The organism is Streptomyces sp. NPDC020983 (assembly GCF_044333485.1).
Lineage (GTDB): Bacteria > Actinomycetota > Actinomycetes > Streptomycetales > Streptomycetaceae > Actinacidiphila.
On sequence record NZ_JBIRRA010000032.1, the window covers coordinates 1 to 24,553 of the forward strand.

13 protein-coding genes and 1 pseudogene are annotated in these 24,553 nt (G+C 69.3%); 9 read left to right on the forward strand and 5 right to left on the reverse strand.

Annotated features, from left to right (window positions below):
- Positions 1–479 (reverse strand): annotated as a pseudogene (locus ACH4SE_RS36180) (hypothetical protein); the annotation flags it as partial.
- A gap of 259 nt (positions 480–738) precedes the next feature.
- The gene (locus ACH4SE_RS36185) at positions 739–1,419 is read right to left on the reverse strand and encodes a hypothetical protein (RefSeq protein WP_398547833.1); all 681 of its coding nucleotides are present in this window, start codon (positions 1,417–1,419) and stop codon (positions 739–741) included.
- A 447-nt stretch (positions 1,420–1,866) separates the two neighbouring features.
- Here ACH4SE_RS36185 and ACH4SE_RS36190 point away from each other — a divergent pair, with 447 nt between their 5' ends.
- From ACH4SE_RS36190 to ACH4SE_RS36220, 7 genes are all read left to right on the forward strand, one after another.
- Positions 1,867–2,481 (forward strand): helix-turn-helix domain-containing protein, encoded by a 615-nt coding sequence (locus ACH4SE_RS36190; RefSeq protein WP_398547834.1) that lies wholly within the window; start codon positions 1,867–1,869, stop codon positions 2,479–2,481.
- Complete coding sequence (locus ACH4SE_RS36195; RefSeq protein WP_398547835.1) at positions 2,481–4,658, forward strand: hypothetical protein; 2,178 nt, start codon at positions 2,481–2,483, stop codon at positions 4,656–4,658. The genes ACH4SE_RS36190 and ACH4SE_RS36195 overlap by 1 nt, the downstream gene beginning before the upstream one ends.
- On the forward strand, positions 4,658–5,395 hold the full coding sequence (locus ACH4SE_RS36200) for a helix-turn-helix domain containing protein (RefSeq protein ID WP_398547836.1): 738 nt from the start codon (positions 4,658–4,660) through the stop codon (positions 5,393–5,395). The genes ACH4SE_RS36195 and ACH4SE_RS36200 overlap by 1 nt, the downstream gene beginning before the upstream one ends.
- Positions 5,396–5,622: 227 nt before the next feature.
- Complete coding sequence (locus ACH4SE_RS36205; protein WP_398547837.1) at positions 5,623–7,440, forward strand: ATP-dependent nuclease; 1,818 nt, start codon at positions 5,623–5,625, stop codon at positions 7,438–7,440.
- Positions 7,441–7,820: 380 nt separating this feature from the next.
- Complete coding sequence (locus tag ACH4SE_RS36210) at positions 7,821–8,993, forward strand: exonuclease SbcCD subunit D (RefSeq protein ID WP_398547838.1); 1,173 nt, start codon at positions 7,821–7,823, stop codon at positions 8,991–8,993.
- A gap of 1 nt (position 8,994) precedes the next feature.
- Positions 8,995–12,000 carry an AAA family ATPase gene (locus ACH4SE_RS36215; protein WP_398547839.1) on the forward strand — a complete coding sequence of 1,002 codons (3,006 nt, stop codon included), beginning with the start codon at positions 8,995–8,997 and terminating at the stop codon, positions 11,998–12,000.
- A 92-nt stretch (positions 12,001–12,092) separates the two neighbouring features.
- Positions 12,093–14,387 carry a Helicase associated domain protein gene (locus ACH4SE_RS36220; RefSeq protein WP_398547840.1) on the forward strand — a complete coding sequence of 765 codons (2,295 nt, stop codon included), beginning with the start codon at positions 12,093–12,095 and terminating at the stop codon, positions 14,385–14,387.
- Positions 14,388–14,400: 13 nt separating this feature from the next.
- Here ACH4SE_RS36220 and ACH4SE_RS36225 read toward each other — a convergent pair whose 3' ends face one another.
- Positions 14,401–14,883, reverse strand: a complete 483-nt coding sequence (locus tag ACH4SE_RS36225; RefSeq protein ID WP_398547841.1) for a DnaB-like helicase N-terminal domain-containing protein — start codon at positions 14,881–14,883, stop codon at positions 14,401–14,403.
- 155 nt (positions 14,884–15,038) lie between these two features.
- Positions 15,039–15,734: a restriction endonuclease gene (locus tag ACH4SE_RS36230; protein WP_398547842.1), complete on the reverse strand. Its 696-nt coding sequence runs from the start codon at positions 15,732–15,734 to the stop codon at positions 15,039–15,041.
- Between the two features lie 582 nt (positions 15,735–16,316).
- Between ACH4SE_RS36230 and ACH4SE_RS36235 the strand changes: the two genes are divergently transcribed.
- Positions 16,317–20,450 (forward strand): hypothetical protein, encoded by a 4,134-nt coding sequence (locus ACH4SE_RS36235; RefSeq protein WP_398547843.1) that lies wholly within the window; start codon positions 16,317–16,319, stop codon positions 20,448–20,450.
- Positions 20,451–20,620: 170 nt separating this feature from the next.
- Here the strand turns inward: ACH4SE_RS36235 and ACH4SE_RS36240 are convergent, their stop codons facing one another.
- Positions 20,621–23,554 carry a hypothetical protein gene (locus tag ACH4SE_RS36240; protein ID WP_398547844.1) on the reverse strand — a complete coding sequence of 978 codons (2,934 nt, stop codon included), beginning with the start codon at positions 23,552–23,554 and terminating at the stop codon, positions 20,621–20,623.
- A gap of 219 nt (positions 23,555–23,773) precedes the next feature.
- Between ACH4SE_RS36240 and ACH4SE_RS36245 the strand changes: the two genes are divergently transcribed.
- On the forward strand, positions 23,774–23,956 hold the full coding sequence (locus ACH4SE_RS36245; protein WP_398547845.1) for a hypothetical protein: 183 nt from the start codon (positions 23,774–23,776) through the stop codon (positions 23,954–23,956).
- Positions 23,957–24,553 lie beyond the last annotated feature (597 nt).

Sequence of the window (24,553 nt, forward strand, 5' to 3'; positions counted from 1 at the left end):
ACCCGGTCCCCGGCCGCGGCCACCAGCTCGGCGTGCGCCGCGAGCATGTCCTCGTACGTGTGCTGGTACCGGCCGTACGCCGGGAGCGTCAGCAGATCCACCACCCCGGCGCTCAGCTGCTCGTACGTGGCACCGCGGGTCGCCTCGTCGGCGAGCGCGCCTGCGACGCAGGACCACCAGAACTCCACGGTGTCCGGCGCGTTCGCGGGGAAGTCGACGAAGTACGTGTTGTGCCGCACGTGCGCACCGACCATCTCGCGTACCGAGCCCAGCGTGCGGGCCCCGGCGTGAGCGGCCAGCGGCTCGGGAAGGCCCGCCAGATACCGGCGCGCCTGGGCCGACAGCGTGAACCCGGCCGACAGCAGCGCAGCGTCCAGCTGCCTGACCACCGGCAACGCCCGCTCGGACGGCCCGGAGCCGCCGGGCGCGGGGACACGGAGGGTGTGCCGTACGACCATGCGTTCGAAATCCTGGATCACGCGGTCATGCTCCCAGCAGCGCCACCACGGCGCACTCGGATTCCCCGGACCTGGGACGACCTTCGCCGGGCAGACCGAGACCGAGCCCTCGCGGCCGAGGCGGCGGCGCGGATGAGTAGGTGCAGGGAGGTGATCACGCCCGAAGGCCTGCTCGCTGCTGGCGTCCGCGGTCGGAATCACAGCTTTGACGTAGGCGGTGCCGGGCTCGTCGCTGACCACGAAACGAGCGTCCGCGAGCCCGCCTACGCGCCAGCCCTGCTCACGACGTCGGAGGCGGGCCGAACGCGCGCCGACCGGCTCGCACGGCCAAAGCCGCGAGGGCAGCGTTGGCACCACCACCGATCACAGCGCCGATGCCGAACGGTGCCACTCGACCGAGGACGATGATTCCCTGCTTGGTCCCGTACTTCGTGATGAAGTTCCTCCCCAAGATCTTGTTGATCTGACGCAGCGTCTCGATAGGCACCTTGGCGACCACCTGGCGTCCCCAGTGCTGCCCGGTACGCTCGGCGACCTTGGCAATGGTGGCGGAGCCAGTTCCGCCGAGCATGATGCCCATCACGATCGTTCGGCGGCGCTCGAGCTCGTCTATGGGGACTTCGTGCACCTCGGCGATCGAGAGCGCGAAAAGGGCGCTGAGCTCAAGGGAAGACAGAGTCTCGCCTGCCGATAACGCCAGTGCGACTCCCGTGCCGACGCCGGGCGCGGCTGCGGTCCCCCCGACTGCAGCGCCTGTGCCGGTCAAGGCGCTGATGTACATCCGTTCAAGACTGCGGATTATCTGTGCTGGTGTTGCTTTGGGATTCCGCTGCCGGGCCCGGGCGATGTTCTTGCGGACCAGCGGAGTCTGAACGTCAATTGCCTTGTCCAGGAGGTCAAGGACTCGCTGCCCGCGCACGGAAGCTCCTGGAAGTGATCCGTCGGAGCCATCTGTTGTCATGCCCTGAACTCCCTAAGCCGTCGCGTCCCAGCTGAGTCTCCCACCGATCGGCCGAACAGATCTTGCGTTAGACGGACCGGACCGCCGGCCGAAAAAGAGGGCTTCGGAGACTGCAGGCTGCCCGGTCGCGCTGCGGGCCACTGCCGGGCTCGGAACAATCGACGGGCGGATGAGCGGCAAGCTGGACGAGTGGCGTGGCAGCGCCTCCGGCTGCGACAAGGCTCTGCCAGCCACCGAAGGAGGCCCCACCTCGGCACCCTCTGCGACCCGGTACGCGCCCTCGGCTTGAGCAGTGCCCCTCGGCCCGTCAGGAACGTTGTGCTGGCCAGGGGAGTGGAGGGAGAACGAGTGCAGTCCTTCATCAGATATCGGAGTCAGGTTGACGGCTTAGGTGAATGCTACCTACGCTTACGGCGACCGAGCAGCGTTGGAGAAAGGGAGGCCGATGTGCTGCTGACCACCGGTCAGGCGGCTGCGGAGCTAGGGTGCGCGGTCACCACCTTCCGTCGACTGATCCACGCATGCCTGATCCCGGGAACAGCCCGCCGCGGCGTGCGGGTGATGGTGCCGCTGGAGGTCGTCCAAGCCCTCAAAGCCCGTCCTCGCGCACGCTTGGATCATCTGCCAGTCCCCGAGATCGCCGTGCTCCGCGCCGACGTTGCAAAAGCAACGGCAGTTGAGCCCCCTCAGCAGGTCAGCGGGTTCTCCGCGGCTATCGGCCCCGAGGAACTGCTGGCCGCGCTGCGTGGATCCTGGCGGTGCGACGCTGCGAGCGTCGCTGCGAGCGGGATCCTGCCGGTCACCCTGTCCGGATACGTTGTTGCGGTCCTGACCGGCCTGCAGCGATGGACGAAAGACAGCCACGGCCGACACAGCTTCCCCGACGCGACGCTAGCCGGATACGTCACCGACCTGGTCACGCCCGTCACACATCTCACCACGCCCACCCGAGCTGATCGCCAGGCGGCGAGCCTGCTGCTGGGCATGGTGCTCCCATCCCATTCCGGTGGCCCGGTGGCCTACGTGCCCACCCGCACCGCCACCGCCAGCCAGGAGCCGTGATGGACGCTTCCGCCTACAAAGCCGGCCTCGCTGAACTGCGGGGGCTGCGTGAGGACATCAAAAAGGCCCGCACCGCGCTGAAGAAACTGGAAAACCAACGGGACAAGCAGATCACCGCTCTGGCCGCTCACGACAGAGCCAAGGCCGAGCAGATCGCCCCTGCCGCAGGGCTGAGCATCGCCGACGTCGTCGCGACGGCCCCTGTCCTGGCCCCCGCCGCCCTCGCCGCGACCAGCGCCCCGGCCGATGACCCAGCCAGCGCTGCGGCAACCGAACCCACCATCACCGCCGCTCCCACCACTGACCTGCGGCCGGCTCAAGCCCAACACGCAGGTCCCACGGCCCCGCCCACCTCTCTGCTTGCACCGAAGCTCCTGCAGGGCGAAGTACACAGCGAGGCCCGCCCCGTCCCCACCCCCGCCCTTACCGCTGTCCCGGTACCCGGCCAAGGAGAACGCGAGGCTGCCCCGGCGCAGCCGCCCAGGCCACCCTCGATCCCGGCCGATGCGGGACCGGACTGGTTCACTCACACCAGCGGCCTGGTCTCCACCCGCCCGAACTACACCCAGCAGGCCAGAGCTACGGTCTTCCTCGATACAGCTACCGGCGTCCTCGCCTACCGCGACCAGACCATGCGTCTCGATCTGGCCGGCGCCAGCGCAGGCCAGATCCTCAACGCCGTGGCCGTCACCGTGCCAGGACCCGTCGAGCGGATCTACATCACCGCAGGAGACCCCTGGCACCGCGACGCCACCCGCTACCCCTACCTCAAAGACGCCGTCGCCGCCTGGCTGAACGCCCCCACCCCAGGCTGGCGCACCGACACCGGACGCGGCCAGGACCGCATGGCCGGCCACTTCGTCCACGCCCGCAACCCCGTCGGCCGTTACATGCGCGACAGCGGCGAAAGCCATGTCGAGATCCGCTCGGTAGGGGAGTGGTTCGACCCCGAGGGCGCCGACCCCGCCACTGTCCGCGACGCATTCGTGCTCCTGTGGAAGAACCTGCGCCGCCACTGGCCCGACGCCGTCATCATGGGCTCCCCGTCCCAGACCGGCCGCGACCTGTGGACCCGCACCATCCCCACCCGCGGCCAGTACGCCGAGGGCTACCCGGTCCTGTCCGAAGAACTGCGCGGCCTCCTGCACGCCACCGCAGGACAAGGCCGCAACGAACTCATCACCCCCCACACCACACCCAGCGTCCCCGAGCAACTGCCCGCCCTGGTCGAATACGACCGGACCTTCGCCTACGCCAAGCACACCTGGAAATCCCCGGTCGGCACTCCCCGCCGCATCACCGCCACCACCTTCGCCTCCTGGTCCCAGAGCGAGCAGACGAAGGCCCTGTTCGGCTGCGGCCACTGGCACATCCGCGCCACCGTCCCCGACAACTGGAACCACGTCGGGCTGCTGCCCGCCCCCGCCCCCGGCGACCGCGCCTGGCACTACCCCGCCACCCCCGGTACCACCTTCACCACCTGGGCAGGCGGCCCCGAAGTCCACACCGCCCTGACCAACCCCTTGGCGCCCTGGAAGATCGAGATCCTCGACGGGATCCTGTGGGACGAAGGCAAACCCCTCGACGACTGGGCCAAGAACCTCAAAGACGCCTGGGCCGCCCTCGACGCCCAATCAACCCTCCACGCCGACCCTCGCCACGCCCACGCCGCGCACCTGGCCTCCCGCGCTGTACGCGCCGTTCTGCTCTACGGCATCGGCGCCTTCGCCCAGCGCCCCCGCATGGTCACCGGCACCACCCCCCGATCCATGGAACGCGACGTCCCCCCGGATGCGGAGATCATCGGCTTCGACGAGCAGCAGATCACCTGGCAAAAGCCCACCGGCTTCTCCCGCGACCCCAACGCCCACCCCGAATGGTCCGCCGCCATCTGGTCCGCCGCCCGCGCCGCCCTGCTCACCCAGCGCCACCGTGACGAGGACACATTCGCCGGCGCCCTGCACGTCCCCGCCGGGGCCGTCATCGCCTTCCGTACCGACGCCCTCTACCTCACCGGCACCCACTCCTGGCCCTACCGCCGCCAGCCCGGCGACTACCTCCTCAAAGGCCACCTCGTCGGACCCCTCACCGCCCCGACCAGCGAGGAGGAACTCCTCTCCCTGCGCGAGGTGGGCCGTACCTCCCTGGCGGGCACCCGAGCTGGAGCCCGAACCTGATGCCCCCCCGCCGCCGGACTGGCCGTATCCCCAGCAGCAGGACCCGCCGAACCGGCGGGAACCTGAACGAGGCCGCTCGCATCACCGCCCGCCTCCAACAGGCCGGCCTGACCAAAGCCGATGTCGCCCGGATCCTCGGCCGCGACCCCTCCCTGGTCTCCCAGTTCACCACCCGCAACAAAGGCGCCGCCTTCGTGCCCGCCCTCACCCAGATCGAACGCGCTGTGGCAGGCGGGATCACCGACCGCGAAGAGCTCGCCGCCATCGCAGCTCCCCACATCACCCGCCGTACCACCGCCTCCGGCACCCGCGCGCGGGTCCGCGGCAAAGCCCTCCTGATCACCCCCACCGGCACCGGCACCGGTCGCGTGGCCGCCCAAGCCATCGCCTCCGGCTCCGCCCGACTGCGCCCCTTGATCGCCGAAGCCGCCCGCCAGGGCCTGCGCCTGGCCTTCACCGTCCGCCTGGCCAAGACCGGCTACGTCCACCCTTCCGGCTCCCGCACCGACTCACCCGGCATCCGCCGCGGCGTCATCCAGCGCACCGACCACACCGAGGAACGCTCCTACGGCTCCGCACAGACCGGCGGCTTCGACGCCGCGGAGTTCGCCGCCCGCGTGGACGCCGCAGGCGGCGATGTCACTGCCGCCGTCCACGCGTTCCTGGTGGAGACCGGCCGCATCAACTCCGACGCACGCATCACCCATTTGGAGATCCGCACCTGGCGACCGCGGTAGAAGGCAGGACGCCGATCTGCATGCCGGGCCAAGTGCGCGGTGACGAAGGGCGGTGTCAGGAGAGGGATACGCGTTGTTGTGGCCGGAAAGCGCGGAACGACGCTCATGACGCCGCCGAGTCCCTACCATGGTGTGCCTCGACGCCGTCGGACGCGCCTGCACTGCGGCCCCGGGGACGGCTGAGACCGCCACGGGGACCGAGCACGACATTACGGAGCAGCGCCACTGTGCATCTGAACAGCCTTTCCGCTTGCGGGTTTCGGTCCTTAGCGCTGGTCGAGGACATCCCCATCAGCGGTCCGACGGTCCTGGCCGGTCACAACGACGGCGGCAAGAGCGCCGTGTTGGCAGCCCTGGCCTTCCTGCTGGACCAGCACGCGCTGAGGGACGAGGACCGCACCTACCTCAGCGGCGCGGGGACGGCGGACGGGCGGTGCCAAGAGACCTGGGTGAAGGGGGACTTCACTCTCGACTCCAGCGAGCGCGCTTCCGGCATGCCGGCGCGGCTGCAGATCCGCCGCCGAGCTCTCACCGGCGGTGCGCCCTGCTGGGAGTACCTCGGATCACAGCCGGCAGATGAGCGGCTGCGGGGCCTGGACAAGCTCCTCAAGCCCGCTCTCGCGGAACTGGTGCAGGAATACGGACTCACCGCGAAGGGGCCGCTGAAGGAGGATCTGCTCGCCACACTCACCGACCACGCGGCGAGCGTGAGCCAGGAGGAAGGATGGCTGCCGCTGCCCAAACCACTGCAGGCCAGGCTGCCGCGCCTGCTGTCGTTCAGCGGGAAGGACGAGAGTCCCGACGACGCAGTCCGCACGGCACTGACCAGCTGCTACGAAGCGCATCTGCAAGATGAGGACCTCCAGGGGCGCGTCCGCGACATTGAAGACGACATCACCCAGCGGTTGGAGAAGGACGCGGACTCCCTGTGCGCCCACATCCGCTCGCACTGCAGCGACCTGGTTGGTGTCGCCGTCAAACCCGAAGTCTCCTTCAAGGGCGGATTCAAGCGCGCCCCGCTGCACATCTCGCGCGCCGACGGCGAACCCGTTGACCTGACCCGCTCCGGTCAAGGAAGCTCCCGCCGCATAGCACTGGCCATCTGGGAATGGACCAGCAACATCCTCGAAGACGCTGAACTGGCAAACGACGAGCAGCCGGACAGCGAACCGCCGACGCAGACCATCGTCGTCTACGACGAGCCGGACACCCATCTGGACTACCGACACCAGCGCACCGTCATGGACATCATCCGCCGGCAGTGCGCCCAGCCACACACCAGCGTTGTCGTGGCCACCCATTCGATGAACCTCATCGACGGCGTCGACATCGCCGACGTCGTCCACCTCAAGCTCGGCGAGGACGGCCGCACGCACATCGAATGCCTCACCGACGACTCCCACGACGGAATCGACTTCCACCTCGGCCAGATCGCGGCAGCCTTGGGCCTGCGCAACTCCGTCCTGCTCCACGAACGCTGCTTCCTGGCCGTGGAGGGAGACACCGAACAGCAGAGCGTGCCGGTACTCTTCCGCCTCTCCCAGAAGATCTCCCTACAGGCGGCCGGCATCGCCTTGTGGGAGTGCGAGAACAACGAGGGAGCCCTGCACCTGGCCCGCTACCTCATCAAGCATCAGCGGACCGTCCACCTCATGGTCGACGCCGACAGCCGCAGCAACAAGCTCTTCGCCACCGAGCGGCTCAAGCGTTTCGGCATCGACCCGGCAACCCAGGTCTCCTACGTGGGAGAAGCGGACGGCTTCAACGAACTGGAGGAGCTCTTCGACGACCAGGTGTGGGCCGCCACCGCCAACAGGCACTGGCCCCGCAGCCAGACCCCGTGGGAGCCGGGCGACTTCGCTGCGCACCGCAGCGGGAAATTCAGCAGCGGCATCCTGAAAATGATCAAGGAAGGCGCTGCTGAGAAGAGCCCGAACGGCAAGCCCGCCATGCTCTACGCCCTCACCGCAGGTCTGCAAAAGCCCGAGGACGTCCCCAAGCAGCTACGTCAGGTCTTTGCCGAACTGCAGGCACTGGCTCACTGACCCCCGTAGCCGGGGGACGAACCGGCGCGCCGCGCGCGCCGGGCCAGCATCCTCTCCTTGAGCTGCGCCGAAGTGGGCGCTGTCCATGCATGCCAGCCAGCTTCCTCGACCCACTGGCGGCCGTGCGAGCGGGCGTCGATCCCACACCAGCGGCAGCTCCCCGGTGCGGGGTGGCAGGCTGCAGGGACAGGTCTTTGAGGGGACATCATTCCTCCTTCCCACCCCTGTATCTTCCCGCCGACCACTGACAATCACCTGGCCCTGTCATGCACCACAAGAGAGGAAAACATCTCTCCTTTCGGTCTTATGTACCCATAAGTAAGGAAGAATGTCTGAGAAACGGCATCAAGGGTGCGTGGTGACCGCTACGGTTCCTCGTCATGCGGTTACTGCACACCTCGGACTGGCACCTGGGCCGCCGGTTCCACGGGACGGACCTGATCGACGCCCAGCGTGCCTTCCTCGACCACCTGTACGAGACCGCCCGGGCTGAGAAGGTCGACGCGATCCTGGTCGCCGGCGACGTCTACGACCGGGCGATCCCCAGCCTTGACGCGGTGCGGCTGTTCAACCACTGCCTGGAGCAGCTCGCCGACCTCAGTGTCCCCACGGTCATCATCAGCGGCAACCACGACTCGGCCCACCGTCTGGGCGTCGGCTCCAAGCTGCTGTCCCGCGCTGGCGTGCATCTGGTCACCGACCCCGGGGCCTGCGCCGACCCCCTCGTGCTCCAAGACCCAGACGGGCCGGTGGCCCTCTACGGCATCCCTTACCTGGAGCCGTCGATGGTCCATGTCGACCTGGAGGCCGGGGGAGTGACGCACCAGGCGGTACTGACCGCGGCCCTGGCGCGTATCCGCGCCGACCTGGCCGCCCGCCCGGCCGGCATGCGCAGCGTGGTGCTGGCCCACGCTTTCATCACCGGTGCGTCACCAGCCCAGACCTCCCGCAGCGAGCGGGACGTGAGCGTCGGCGGCGTGGCCCACGCTGGCGCCGCGACCTTCGACGACATCACCTACACCGCCCTGGGCCACCTCCACCGGCCCCAGCAGGTCACCGACCGCATCCACTACAGCGGCTCCCCGCTGGCGTACTCCTTCTCCGAGACCGGACACACCAAGTCCCTGACGCTGGTCGACCTGGCCGCTGACGCCACACCGAAGGTCACCCGGATCCCCTTCCGGGACCCTCTGCCCCTGGCCTGCCTGGAAGGCCCGCTGTCCGAGCTGCTGGCCGACCCCGCACACGAACCGCTCACGAACGCCTGGCTGCAGATCACGCTCACCGACCCGGACCGCCCGTACGAGGCCATGGCCCGCCTCAAACAGCGCTTCCCGCACACCCTCGACCTGCAGTTCAAACCCGCGGCCGTCCCGGCCCAGACCCGCGGCGGCACCTACCGCGACCGCGTGCACGGGCGCAGCGACCTGGAGATCGCCTGCGACTTCGTCCTGCGGACCCGGGGAACTCCGCCCAGCGACGCCGAACGAGACCTGCTGGTGCGGGCCGTCGACGCCACCCGCATCCAGGCCCAGCGCAAGGAGACCGTCTGACATGCGCCTGCACACCCTGACCCTGCAGGCGTTCGGTCCCTTCGCCGGCACCCACACCATCGACTTCGACACCCTGACCGCCGACGGGCTGTTCCTCCTGCACGGCGACACCGGAGCAGGCAAATCCACTGTCTTCGCCGGCGTGTGCTTCGCCCTGTACGGGGACCCACCGGACCGCAAGCCGCCCACTTTGCGCAGCCACCACGCCGACCGCGACGTGCTCACCCAGGTCACGCTGGAGGCCACCATCGGAGGCCGCCGCGTTCGCATCGTCCGCATCCCCCAGCAGATGCGCCCGAAGAGGAACGGCAAGGGCGAGACCGAGCAGAAGCCTGAGACCTTCCTGAGCTACTGGGCCCCAGGCCCGGGCGCGGAAGGCAAGTGGGAGCCGGTCAGCAAGTCCCACAAAGAGGCCTCCGACGAGATCGAGGCCCTGGTCGGGATGAACAGGCCGCAGTTCTGCCAGGTCGTGCTGCTCCCGCAGAACCGCTTCACTGCTTTTCTGCGGGCCGAGCCCGTCGAACGCAGGGAACTGCTGGGCGAGCTCTTCCACACCGACCGCTTCGCCGCCATCGAGCAGTGGCTCACCGGCCATGCCAGCGGCCTGGACAAGGAGTGTCAGGCCGCCCGTGGCGACGTTCTGCGTCTGGCGGAGAGGATCCAGCAAGCAGCCGGGCCCGACCTCGAACCGCACCAGGGCGCCCCCGTCCCGCAGGACCCCCGCACTATCGGCACGGCTATGGCCTGGGCCCAGCGCCTGCTCGAAGCAGCTGCGGTCGCCGGCGAGGAGCACGCAGCCGCAGCCGCCGACGCCAAGGCCGCACTGGATCAGGCACGCGCCGCCCTGGACAAGGCCAGGGAGCTGGCACAGCAGCAGACCGCGCACCTCGACGCCGGCACGGCGCTGGAACTTCTCGCCGAGCAGACCGACCACATCGACACCCTCCGGGCCCGCCGGGAAGCAGCCCGCCGAGCCCAGCACCTGGTCCCGTTGCTGCACGCCGTCGACACCGCTACCACCGCCCACGCCCGGGCCCAGGACACCGAGACCGCCCGCCGCGCTGCCCTGCCCGCCGACCACGCCGACCTCACGACCGCCGACCTCAAGGCTGCTGAGCAGCAGACACGGGCCGAGCACGCCGTCCTCGAGCAGTTGCTGCCCGAAGAGGCCACCGTCGCCGACCTCACCACAGAGCTGAAGCGCATCGACGAGGAACGCCGGCAGTACGAGCAGGACCTAGCCGACGCCCGCTCCTGGCTTCAGTCCGCGCCCGCCGACCGCGCCGCCCTCGACAAACGCCTCACCGACGCCCAGGCCGCCCAAGCGCAGAGCGAGCAGCACGCTGCCGCGCTGGACCTCCTCGAGCGCCGCTGCCAAGCAGCCGAGCGCCGCGACACCCACCTGGCCGCCGTCACCACCGCCGAAACACGGCTGGTCACCGCCCAAGCGGCCACTGCCAAGGCGCTGCAGCACTACATCACCGTCCGACAGCAGCGCACCGACGGGATGGCCGCCGAACTCGCCGGCACCCTGCAGGACGGCCAGCCCTGCCCGGTCTGCGGATCGTCCACGCATCCTCAGCCGGCAGCCCCCCACCCCGGACAGCCCACCCGCGACGACGAACTCGCCGCCGAAACAAACCACCAGACCGCCGACCACGCAGAACGCGCCGCCACCCGCACCCTGCAAGACGCACGCGAACTCGCGGCCGCCGCGACCGGCGAAGCCGGCGACACGCCCCTGGCCGAACTGCGCTCCCAGCACAAGACTCTCGCCGAGGAACACGCCCAGGCCCTCAGTAACGCCGCCGACGCCGGCCCTGCCACAGAAGAACTGGCCACGCTGCAGATCCGGCAGGCCGACATGACCCAGCAGGAAGCCCACGCCACCGCAGGCCTGGCGGCCCGCGACAGCTCCTACGATCTCTACCACCGCCGCAAGACCGAACTGGAAGACAAACTCACGGCCGCCCGCGGCACCGCGTCCAGTATCCAGGCCCGCATCGATGACCTCCTCAAGCAGGCCGACCGCCTCAACACGGCGGCCGATGCGTCACGTGCCACCCACGAGGCAGCCACACTGCTGGCCGAGCACACCGCCACCGCCGAACAGGCCGCGCCCACCCACGGCTTCGACACCCCCCAGGAAGCCGCCCAGGCCCTGCTCACCGACCCTGAGCTGACGGCCATCGACGACGACATCACCCAGTGGCAACGCGACCGAGCCGCTCACGAGACCACCCGGAACGACCCGGCCCTGGCCGCCGCGGCCGCCCAACCACCGGCGGACACCGACAGCGCCGAAGCCGCTGTCACCCGCGCCGAGACCGCACACACCAACGCCTCAGCCCAGGCACACGCCGCGGCCACCCGCCAAACAGACCTCGCCGTCCTGACCGACGATCTCACCGCGCACGTCACCCGACTGCAGCCCCTCGAGCGCGACCACGCCCTCGCCGACCACCTGGCCACCCTGGCCGCCGGCACCTCGCCGAGCAACACCGTGCGCATGCAACTGGAGTCCTACGTCCTGGCCGCACGGCTGGAGGAAGTCGTCGACGCCGCCAACACCCGTCTGCACCTGATGTCCGAAGGCCGCTTCACCCTGTCTCACTCCGATGCCAAAGCCGCCCGCGGCGCACGCTCCGGACTCGGCCTGCGCATCACCGACGCCTGGACCGGCCACCCTCGCGGTACCGAGACCCTCTCCGGGGGCGAGTCCTTCTTCGCTTCCCTGTCCCTGGCTCTCGGTCTGGCCGACGTCGTCACCCAGGAGAGCGGCGGCAACCCCCTGGACACCCTGTTCATCGACGAAGGCTTCGGCACCCTCGACGAGGACACCCTCCACAAGGTCCTGGACGTCCTGGACTCCCTGCGTGCCGGAGACCGCACCGTCGGCGTCATCAGCCACGTCACCGAACTACGCCGCCGCATCCCGCACCGCCTGCACGTCCGCAAACACACCGGCGGCTCCACCCTGACCCTGCTCACCGAGAACACCGAATAGCCCACGTGCCGGTGGAACAATGCCCGGTGGGCCCAATGGGCCCACCGGCACGCCCACCCCACCGACCCTCACCGGAGCGGCGCACCCCAGTCATGGCCCCTTCCGACATCGAACTGCGGCCGCACCAGCAACAGGCCGTCACCGCCGCCGCCCGCACCCTGCGCACCACCGCGCGGGCGAGCGTGGTGGCGGCCTGCGGCACCGGCAAGACCCTCATCGCCGCCCGTACCGCCACCCGCCTGGCCCCCCGCGGGCGTGTCCTGGTCCTCGTCCCCACCCTCGACCTGTTGGCCCAGACCGCCCGCGTGTGGCGGGCCGCCGGCCGCAAGGGACCAGCCGTCGCCGTGTGCTCCGCCCGCCAGGCCCTCGACCACGACCCTGTCGGCGGCGACACCCCCATGACCACCAGCCCGCAAGAACTCGCCGCGCGCCTACCGCAAGATCTCGCAGGCCCGGTCACCGTCTACGCCACCTACGCCTCCCTGCACGCCGTGACGACCGCCCACCACGCCTTCGACCTGCCCCCGTGGGACATGGTCGTGGTCGACGAAGCACACCGCACCGCCGGCCGCCTCGGTAAAGCCTGGTCGGCTGTCCACCACGACGACCAGGTCCCCGCCGCCCGCCGCCTCTACCTGACAGCCACCCCCCGCGTCTGGGACCGCGACACCGGCAGTGATGAAGACGGGCCCGACGAGCCGGTCGCCTCCATGGACGACGAAACCGTCTTCGGCCCCGTCGCCTACCGCCTGACCCTCTCCGACGCCATCGACCTCGGGCTGCTGGCCGACTACCAGATCCTCGTCCCCGTCGTCACCGACACCGACCTGCGCGACTGGCTCGCCACCGGCCCCCGCGCCGGAGCCGACGGCGTACGCCTGGCCGGCCGCCAAGTCGCCGTCCTGCGCGCCATCGCCGACCACCACCTGCGCCGAGTCCTGACCTTCCACCACCGCGTCGCCGACGCCAGAGCCTTCGCCACCACCCTCGCCGACACCGCCCACACCCTCCCCAGCACCCTCCGGCCGGCCGGGCTGTGGGCCCAGTGGATCAGCGGCAACCACAACCCGCAGGTCCGCCGCCGCCTGCTCATCGAATTCGCCCAACACCCCGAAGGCTCCACCGCAGTACTCTCCAACGCCCGCGTCCTCGGCGAAGGCATCGACGTCCCCGCCATCGACGCCGTCGCCTTCACCGACCCCAAAGACAGCCCCGTCGACACCGTCCAAGCCGTCGGCCGCGCCCTGCGCCAAACCCCCGGCGCAGGCAAGAAAGCCACCCTGATCGTCCCCGTCTACACCACCCCCGGCGAAGACATCGACGACCTGGTCAACAACAACGCCTACACCCCCCTGTGGAAGACCCTCCAAGCCCTGCGCGCCCACGACGACCGCCTCGAAGCCCGCCTGGCCGACCCCCGCACCCACCGCCCCTCCCTGACCGCACCCACCGACGACCCCGACGCCTGGCTCCGCTTCGACCACCCCGTACGCAGCGACGAGGTCGCCCTCGCCCTCTCACTGCGCGTCCTGGCCCCCAAAAGTGCCGAATGGCGCGCAGGCCTGGCAGCCGCCCGCCGCTACCACCACACCCACCACCACCTCGACGTCCCCCAGTCCTACGAGGACACCGACAACTACCCGCTGGGCCGCTGGCTGACCTGGCAGCGCCACCTGAACACCACCGGCGCCCTCGCCCCCGCCCGCACCACCGCCCTGGAACGCCTCGGCATCGTCTGGGACCCCCGCCGGCAGGCATGGGACCGCGGCCAGGCCCACGCCGCCGCCTGGGCACACATCCACGGCCACCTCACCGTCCCCATCGACGAGCAGCACGACTGCTTCCCCCTGGGCCGCTGGCTGGCCACCCAGCGCACTCGCGCCGCGCAACTCAGCACCGAACGGGTCGAGGCCCTCAACGCCCTCGACCCCTGGTGGAACCCGCCCTGGCCACAGACCTGGCAACGCACCTACCGCACGCTCCAGCAGCACCTGCAGTCCGGCACCGAACTGGAACAGGCCCCCGACGGCATCCGGCTCGGGAAATGGCTGCACGCTCAGCGCGCCCACCCGCAGCGCCTCCACGCCGCCCAGCAGCGCCTGCTGGACGGCCTCGAACCATCGGCCGCCCCGAACCCGGAAACCATCTCCCAGACCCGCCGCCGAAGAACCTTTCAGGAGATGATGAGCGCAGCCAGCGCATTCCATGTCCGCGAAGGACACCTTCAGGTCCCGCAACGGCACATCGAGATCGTCGACGGAGAAACCGTCCACCTCGGCCAATGGATCAGCAACCAGCGCCGCCGCCGCGCCACGCTTTCTTCTGAACACGCGGAGGCTCTGAGCGTGCTGGGGATGCGCTGGGCCGAACAGCAGCCCCCCGAATAAGGCCTGGCAGGTCTCAATCGCCGACCGGACCGGACTCGGGGCGTGACCGCAGTTCGTCGTCGATGCCGTCGGTGAAGAATCCGCGCAGAGGGATCTGGGGAAGCCCCTCGGGACCTGCACCGGTGCCTTTGCGGCGCAACGCCGCCAGATCACGGATGATCGCAGCGTAGTGGACTGCCGTGGCTCCGGGCGGCACTGCTGCAACGAGCCGATGGACCAGTTCCGCCGGCAAGGAACGTCCCTGGCGTCCTGCTTCCCCGATCACGGCGGTGGGGTCGATACGGCGGGCATGCACCGAAAGCGCTGCTGCGGCTGAGAAGACACCACGATGCATCTCGTCGGTGAAGTCCCCTTCCTCCAGCACCACGAGGAGGTGCTGCGTCAGCGGACCACCGCAGACCACGGCAGCCAACGCAGCACGCTCCGCATGCAGGTCACACAGACGGCCTTCCGGCCTCTCCGGCGGCTCCTGCGCACCGACCACGGTCTTCGTCACGTCTGTGCTCCTTCGCGCCAGGGAACGGACTGGCCCGCGCGCCGGACCAACCCAGGGCTCGTCTTCAAGCGTGCAGGCGACCGATGATGTCACTCCACCGCCCGGTACCCGGCGGCTTGCCGCCGCCGCGCGCGGCCGCGAGAGACGTGCACCGATCAACCTATGGGTCGGGTAGGACCTCTGACGCTGATCGGACGCAGATGGAGCAGATCGCCGAAGGCATCGCCGTGTTCGGCCCATCGGCGCAGCCGCTCACGGTCGATCCAGCAGATGCCGTGGCGGTCACCCCAGGCCCTGGCGTCCCGGGTGAAGGAACCGTTGGTGACGACGACGGCGACATCCGCCCGGTGAACAGGCTTGGCCGTGCCGTTGACCTGGTACATCACGTGTGAGCTGACCTTCGCCGCCACCGTGGTGTGCTTGGCTTGGATGACCACACGCCCGTATCGGGGATGCGAGGCGATCACATCCGCGCACTGGTCGCCGGCCTGCCCTACCCGGTGGGCCGTCGGGCAGCCGTCGCGGACCATCAAGTCGCGCAGAGCGAGTTCGAAGGCCTTGTCGTCCATGACGTCGATGGCGTCCAGGGCCAAACGCAAACGTGCCAGCCGCTGGACACGTTCCCGACCAGAGGCAGTGCGCCGCCGCAACCGTACAACTGCGCCGGCCCCTGCAACCGCAGGTAGCGCGATCGCTGCGGGCCAGAACGTCGCCAACCATCGTCCGGCTTCGGCGGCCGCCTGCACTAGCCACAGCAGCACTGCAGCGGCGATGACGCCGGCGGCAATCTTTTCGCCGGTGCTGGCCGGCGCCCATCGGCGCAGCAGGAGCCCGAGCCGACGGCGGCTCACCTGCGGGGCGTATCGGCGACGGCGGACACCGACGGGGTCGGCGTGCGCGCGGGCGTGGCGCCCTGGGAGGAACTGCCGAGATGGCCCCAGATCCACAGCGCTGCCACTACGGCGGCACCGATCACCCAGGGACTGGTCCTGCGTCCAGCAGACGGACCAGGATTGCGCCGGATGTGCTGACGGACGACGTGGTAGCCAGGTTCAGGCACGGCCGTTCTCCCTTGAAGAGGCATGGGGCGCAGGGTGCGTTCCCTCTGCCAGTTGGTCTACCGGCACCCTCCGTCAAACCCCCTGGGGGTACAGGCGCCTTCCGGCCAGCCGAACTTCGGTGCGGCTTCGGGTAGAAAGCCAGCACTGACCTGGGTGTACCAAGCGCTGCGTTGTCTCAGGGCGTCAGGCAGCGCCCGTGCGGCCACGCTCGACCCGAGCCTGTTCCTGCCCCGGTGAGCTGGGGTGCCCGGTCGTCCGCCAGGTCAGGAGAGCAGTTGTCGCGATTTCACCCCCCGGCCGGCGGTCAGCGCCGCTGCTGCGGTGTTCTGCCGATCGGGTCTCCAACCGCGAGGTGGCAGTGACAATGGGCTGGTGCGTTACTCATGGCGACGGACTCTGCGCCCCCTGCCCGCAGCCGACGGTGGCCGGAACGGCGGCCTGCTCGACGGCAGGACCGCCGCCGACACCGAGGCCTTGGTCTGCTTGGATGAGCTGCGGGACGCGCCGGTCGTCGTGGTGCTGGGGGAGCGCGGTGCGGGCAAGACGGTGGCACTGCAACAGGAGCGCGACCTGCTCAGCGGCGCGGGGGCGGACGTTGCGCCCCTGCTGCATCTGGGCCGGGATGTCTTTGACGCGGCTTCTGCCAGCAGCGCGCTGCATGAGCTCCTGGGCGGAGGGCAGGGCTGGCCACGCTACGTGCTTCTGGATGGACTGGATGAGGGTCTGAACGATATTCCCGGCCTCGCCAAGGTTCTCCTGAAGCAGGTGAAAGCGCTGGATGGGCCGCAGCGCGACAGGCTGCGGCTGCGGATCATCTGCCGCACCACTCGCTGGCCGGAGGACCTGGAGGACGGGCTGCGGGAGCTGTGGCCTGACCCCGGTCAGATCAGGCTCATGACACTCGTCGCTCTGACACGACAGGACGTGCGCACAGCAGCGCTGGAGCGAGGCATTGACGGCACCGCCTTCATCGAACGGGTGGTCGGCCGTGGCGTGGAAGCGCTGACCGAGCAACCTGTCACATTGAACCCGTTGCTAAAGGCGCAAGCCGATGGTGAGGAACTTCCCGAAACGGTCGCAGAGGCTTACGACCAGGCATGCCGCATGCTGCTCACGGAGACATGGCCACAAGGATTTACCCAGAGCCAGGAGCGCCCTGCCATCGGCCATCTGATGGAGGTGGCCCGTTGGGCGGCGGCAGCCCTCCAGTTCAGCCGCTGTCCGGCGATCACAGACCGTGAACCCGTAGCGGGGGCAGATCTGCATCTGGACGATCTGTCCGGCGCTAGCATCGCCGGGCCAATCCCGGGGCTGACGTGCAGCCGCCGTGAATTGCTGCACCTGACCGAGTCAGGCCTGTTCACAGCGGTGGGCTCGCGCCGCTGGACGTTCGCGCACCGAAGCTACCAAGAGCACCTGGCGGCACAGTACCTTTGCTCCCGCATCGCCCCACAGGTGAGGGAAGAGCTGCTGTGGGCGGGCAGCGGCCCCGCGCGGCACATCCTGCCCGAACACCAGGAGGTCGCAGCCCACCTAGCAGCCCAGGACCGCGACCTGTTCGAGGAACTCTTCGCTCACGACCCTGTGATCCTGCTGCTCGCTGATCTTCCCTCGTTGCCGGCCAGCGACCGGCAACGGGTGACGCAAGCGCTGCTGGACGCGGTTCCCGAGGAGGGATTCGAGCGTTTTGACTACGCACTGCTGGCCAAATTGGACCATCCCGGTCTTGCCGAACAACTCGCGCCCTTCCTGACCGGCAACGGCGACTCGGACCGGATGTACCTCGCACTGTGGACGGCCGCTCAGTGCCGTCCTGCAGGCATGGCGCCGGCCCTCCTCACCGCAGCCAAGGACGCCGCCCTCCCAGTGCGATTTCGGTCCTTCGCCCTGAATGCCCTGTCACAAGTAGAGAGCGGCGATACGCTCGCGTCGCTGCGTGACCTGGCCGCCGACCCTAACGCACGCGTTGCCACAGCAGCGCTGGAGCAGCTGTGGCCGCAGCACCTCACATTGGTCGAGTACCTCGACGCGCTTCCCGCCCGCCCGCCGCGGACGTACCGGCGAACGATGGAAGAACACCTCGACGCAGTCGGCGCAGAACACCTGGATGACGCCCTGGGCTGGTCGATGAGAACACTCCAGGACCGGCACGACAAGTCACTGATCGCCACGGCGCTGCTGGGCCGATGCATCCGCCTGATGGACCAGCAGGAAAACCAGAGGTCGGAAGACCACCCGAAGCAAGCCGCACAGGCCCTCGTGGCCCTGGCGGCCCACCCCGAGATCGCCTACGCCATCGAATCCCGTCCTGTGATCGAGTACCTGTGCGAGGCCCTGCACGCTGTGCCTTCCCTGCGCCAACAGATCGCCGGCTACGTCCTGCGCCACGGGAGCCAGGACACCGTTATGGAACTCACCTTCACTAGCCCGGACATCGGCCTCTTCCCACAAGAGGACCTGCTGTACTGGGCCCGGCAGTGGGCGGACCTGACCCCCGAGGCGAGACGTACCGCCTGCCCGCTGTTCGACCGCCGCCCGCGGCCGGACGAGGCCCTTCTGCGCGCAGCAGTCGAGGCGGCCAGGCGGACAGACGCAGAACTACTCGAGGCCACCTCCTGGTGGGACGCCCCGCCTCCCGACTGGCAACTGCGCAGGCAGCAGCGAGAAGAAGAACGGCGGCGCCGTGACACCTTCGATGCGGGTCAGTTCGCTGCCGCTCTCGAGGCGGTGCACACCGCTGAGCCGAAGCGGGTGCGCGCCGCCTGGGGCACCGTCGTGGCCCACCTCTACCGAACCCACGATGGGCATCACGCCGAACAAACCTCAGGCCTGGGGGCAGCCACCGCAGCACCGTCGTGCCCGTCGACGGACAGCGCCCTGGGCCGGAAACTGGTTGCCGCCGCCCGGCACGTCCTGGCCACAGCACCGGTATGGAGCGCCCACCAGGTTGCTGCGTGGGGCACCGAATGGAGCGACACTCCGGAACTGGCTGCGATGCCGTTGGCACTGGACGGCGACTGGCAGGTCTCACTTGCCGCAGACGTGGACCGGTGGGCTGGCTGGGCGCTGGCGCTAGCCACGATGGGAACCCCGGCGCAGGACCGGGACCTGCACCAGAGCCTGTTCCGGCAGTGCACCCGCCGGGCAGGAGCCGCGTTCGAATCAGCGCTCGCAGCCTGTCTGGACCGACTTGACACCTACCGACTCACGGAACTGGTCCGGTTCCTGCACCGGCTGGCCGCCGATGACGCCGTCGCAATCGTGCGGGACTGGGCTACTGCCGGCAGCCGCAGCGACTCAGCCTGGGAGGCAGTGGTGACCACCCTGTCCGCCCTCGGCGACCCTCCTGCCAGGGGCCTGGTGAAGGACACCGTCGCAGCCATCCCGCCCCGCGGCACACCGGCCGCAGAATGCGAACGCTGGATCGCCGCAGCCCAATCCCTCATGTATGAACCGGACCTGCGTGAGAGCTGGCCGCACATCCGCACGGCATTCGCCGACCCACAATTGTGCGACGAGGTGATGGACCGCACCGTATTCTCCGGCATTCGCTGGCCGGCAGGAATATCAGAACTCGATGAAGCCGATCTCGGCGACCTCTACGCGCGCCTGTGCCACAGGGACGAGCTTAAACAGCCCCTGCCCATCCAGGAACCAGGCATCGCCTACCGGATCACCCGGCAGGAAGACTTCTACCGATTCGCCGAATCCTTGCTGCGGACACTCGCCGGCCACGGCACCCCACAAGCGGCCGACGAACTCAACCATCTGGCCACCTCAACATCCACCCCCGACCCACAGCGCCTCTACCTGCGCCGCCTGGCCCGCCGTACCGCCCGCAAGGCAGCCCAGCACCAGAGCGCTCCTCTGCCCGTCCCACAGCTGCATAAGCTGACGGCCGATCACAGCCTGCGCGTGGTCACCGACGAGGCCCACCTCCTCAACATCGTCATGGAGGCCCTAGACCTGGTCCAGGAGGCACTGTCAGGCCCGAACGGCATGGCCACCTTGCTCTGGAACCGCGCCTCGCCCGGCCGCTCCCACATGTGGCCGATGTGGGAGGAGGACCTCAGCGACCTGGTCGCAGGCCTGCTGAAGATCCACCTCGCCGGGCGGCACATCGTCATCAACCGCGAAGTCCAAGTCGACCGCCCGGGCCTCGGCGGAGGCCGCACCGACATCCATATCCAGGCCACCGACCCCGCCCAGAGCGTCGAGCCCATCACCGTGGTCATCGAAGCCAAGGGCTGCTGGAACCGGGAACTGCCCACCGCCTTGGACGACCAACTGGTGGCCCGCTACCTTCGCCGGCCCCACACAGCAGGCATCTACCTGGTCGGATTCTTCGACTGCGACCTGTGGCAATCACCCACACGACGACCCTGCACCCCCAGCCACACCCGACAAGAAATCGAACACGAACAGCAGAACCACGCTGCCAAACACGACGTCCTCGTTCGCGCCGTAGTCCTGGACTGCAGACCACCAGGCATACAAACCGCCTGACAGCAGCGCACTCGACGCAGAACCACAAGCGGGCTGCAGCCGTATCGGCCGTTGCCCAACCGTTCTGCCCCTCCGTGCCCCGGACTGCCGGGCACGCCAGGAACCCCGCATGACGCCCCAGCCGCCAAGGCACCTGCCGTGACGGAGCAACCCAGCACCGCACCGGAAGATCACCAGGGGGCAGCAGCAGCCCCCTCGGCTGCCAGCCCGTTCGCCAGCAGCGCCTGCCACTGCCGGTCGGGATCATCATCCTTGCGCCGTGCGGCCAGCTCTTCCAGTGCCTGCCGGTCACCCGCGTCGGCAGCCTGCCGCGCGAGGCGCTCGGCCTCGACGAACTCATCTGCCTTTTCCAGACGTTCGGCGAGCATGCCCGGCGCCCACGCCAGAGCCTCGTCGTAAGCGCGCCACAGCAAGGGCACGGCCTGCTCCCCGGCACGGTCCTGGGCCAGGCGGCGCAGGGTCCACGACCGCTGGCCGACCGGTGCGTTCCAGGCAAGCTGCTCGGCCTCTTCCAGCAGGCCAGCCTTCTCGCGGCCTTGCACCAACTCCCACAGCGGCGTGGTGTAGCCGCGGGCAGCGGCATGCAGGGCCCACTGGTCGGCTTCCTCCCGCCGCTCGGCCTGCTCGGCCCGTTCCATCAGCGTCCTCACTGCCTGCCCCACACGGGCAGCTGCCGCACGCTCCAGCAGCGCGCGGCGGACGACGTCGGGGACGCTCTCGTCGTGCACAGCACGGTGAGCCTGCACCCACAGCGCCCACGGGCTGCCCCGCTCCACCTCACTGTGCAGCAGCGCTTGTGCCTCGTGGTCCTGCCCCCGCTCGTGCAGCCGCAGCAGCAGCTGCTCCAGCGCCCAGGAGTTCCCGGCCCGGGCGACCTGCCGGAGCGCGTCGTCGCCCGCCGCCGCGCCGTGCGTGGCGTCCAGCAGGGCCACCAGCTGGCGCAGCGCCCAGGTCTCCCCGGGCGGCATGGGCAGCACGGCAGGATTGAGGTAATCGAGCAGGGACCGAGGACCTGCTTCGAAGTCGATGAGACCAACGCCCTCCTCCCTCTGCCGACGCCGGCGTTCGAAGACGCTGATCGCGTATCCATACAGCCGCTCCGCGTCAGCGATCCGCTCCTCGGCCTCGGCTTGCTCGGCGAGCTCCTTCAACGGGGTGGCCTCGCCCGCGGCGAAGGCCTCCCTGGCAGCCTCCTCCGCCTCGGCCGTCCCCGTCGCGAGAGCGGCCAGTTCCCCCATCGCTCGGCGGTCGCCCGCCGAGCGCAACGCCGCCCGCGCACCGTCCAGGTCCCCGCGCTCACGCAGCTCGTCGGCGTAGGCGCGCAGGATGTCCGGATCACCGCACTGGGCGACCTCGGCATACCAGCGGGTGGCCTCCTCGGAATTTCCGTCCAGCATCAACGCGCGGGCCAGGTGGAGCTGGGCGGTGGGACTACCACGGCCAGCGGCCTCTCGTACCAGCTGTTCGGCCTGCTCGTACTGCTCCTGCTCCAACATCTGTTCCAGCAGTTCCTCCAGGACCTCGCCGTCCCCGGCGAGCGCGGTCTGCTCCTGCACACGACGGGCTTCCTCAACCCGCTGACGCTCCCGCCACAGCCAGGCCAGCTCCTGCCCCGCCTTCACATCCCCCAGGTCCAGCGCCCGCTGATACAGGCCGACGGCCTCGGCATCACGCCAGCGCGCCTCAGCCGCCTGCCCCACCGCCCGCACAATGTGAGACTCGGGCAGATGCTCGCGCGCCGCAGCCCAGAACGAGGCCGGGGGAGCGGCATAGCGCCGTTCGATGCGGCCGATGTAGTCCATGTAGTCGGACAGCCGCCACCCGCCCCTGCCACCCGTTCCCGGGCGGCCCCGCACGCGGCTCAGCAGTCCACGCACTCCCTTGCTCGGCTGCTGCGTGTAGGCGAGAGCATCCTCAAGCCACTCCTCGCCGAGCGCGTCGTAGTCGTCGTCACCGAGGTAGCCCTCGGCGGCCGCCTGCAGAAAATCGCGCCCCACCAGCGCCGCCCCGCCCAGCCTGCTCGCGTCCATGGCCGCGCCGATCACCGCACGGGCCGTAGGCGGCGCCGCCCGGTAACGCTCGAGCAGCGCCGGAGCCCCCGCCATGTACTGGGCGAGCCGCCCGCCCACGGTATGGGCCAGAGCATCGGCCAACCGAACATCGTGGCCGCCCACCGTCCGCGCATCCTCCAACTCCTGCGCCTCGAACACAGCCGGCACGTACACACCCTTGCCCTCGAGCAACGTCCGCGTCTGCGCGTGCCCAGAACTGCGGCCTGGCACCGCGGGCGCGGTCAGCCTGCTCCAGAACTCCGGCCAGACGGTCCCCAGAACGAGCACTGGCCCCCTCGTGCTGTCCTGCAGCAACGCCCGCAGACCAGCCGCCACCTGCTCAGCCAATGCGCCAGCCTGATCGCCGACATACTGCTGCAATTCGTTGAGCCAGATCGCGGTGCGACCAGCGATCCCCTCCTGCAACGCGTTCGCCAGCGCCTGGGCGGGCGACGGATCGAGCGGATGCCACAGCCTCCACCCGGCCGGCAGCTCTGCCACCGCCTCCCAGCACGCCCTTGTCTTGCCCGAGGACGACTCACCGACCAGCACCACCATCCGGCTCGCGCCACCAGCGGCCTGGTCCACCACCGAACGCAGAACCTCATCGTGGGCACGCCGCACATACAGCGGCAACCCCCCCGGCACCGCCGCCGTCACCTCGACCGGCCGGTGCACCTCCCACTCATCGAACGCCTCCTCATCCCTCAACTCGGCCACGAACCGGCCGCGGACAGGCACCTCGCTCTCGAGCCTGTCCGCCACAGAACGGCCAGGACGTCCGCCGCGCCGCTGCCGCCGTTCCTCAACTGCCGCCTCCCACAACCTCACCCACCCTGCAGGAGCACCCGCACCACCCACCTGACAGGCCTGCTGGGAGAGACAGACGATCAGGAACTGCACCACTGGCTGCTGCGACGGCACAGACCGGCCCGCCAGCCAGTCACTCAACGAAGACGTACTCAGCACCACGGGCGGCTGCCGCAACCCGCCCTGACGCACCAACGCTGCGAGCGTGGGCGAACCCGCCCTCTCATACAGAGCCTTCAGCATGGCCGCGAAAGCCCGTACAGCCGTGCCCTGTACCACCGCGCCCCCTCCTGCACGTCCGCTCACCCCTGCACCGGAAAACCCGTCAGACGGGCCCTGGCCAGCGTAGACGCTGGACCGCCGCCATCCAGAACATCGCCGGAAACCTCCCGGACGAGCGTCGATAGGGCCACCAAGGACTCCGCCGCAGGAGCGGATCCCACCCCTAAGGAGGCCCCACCCTTGTCCCACCACCTGATCGGCCTGCTCAACAGCCCCTTCATCACGACGTTGTTGGCCACGCACTCCCTTACCATCGCCGGACTCGCCCTCACCGCTGTATGCGCTCCGACGGCCCGCCGCCGGCAGGCGGCGCTCAAGGCACTGGCCGTGCTGCTTGGTCGTCCACCACGTCCCCGGATCTGAGCACGGCTCGTCTCGGCATGTGGCTCATGGCTCAGCCAACGGCCATGAGCCACACATCCCCGGGCACCAAAGCAAAGTCCCCGCATGCCGCCCAAAGTGGCGCTCAAGCCCACAGACACCACAAATCCCAAGTGCTGTCGCGTCGGCAGGTGCATCCTCCACCCGAAAGCCACACCCAAAAACCACAACACCCAAAGTCAGCAATGAAACTGACACCCACCCAGTCCGGCAACAGCCGGACACCACCCATTCAAGCTCCCCGGCAGGGGAGCGCAGACAACTCAAATATCTGTGCAACCACCCCGTTATGACATCAGCCGGCGCCGCTAGGCGCCGGTGGCCGACACCTCACCCTCCCCGCCAGGGGAGGGGCCTTGGCATTTCCCTTCGTCCTGCCGTCAGGCAGGACGGCATCCCTTTTACTGAGCGGGCCGCCAGGCCCGCCAATTACCACAGAAACCAACCAAGTTGGCCCGCCAGGGCCAACCCGGTACCTGACACACAGTCGTGCCGTCAGGCACGACGACATTGCCTACGGGCCGTCAGGCCCGTAGTTGGCCGCCAGGCCAACTTAAGAGCCGACAGGCTCTCCGCCCC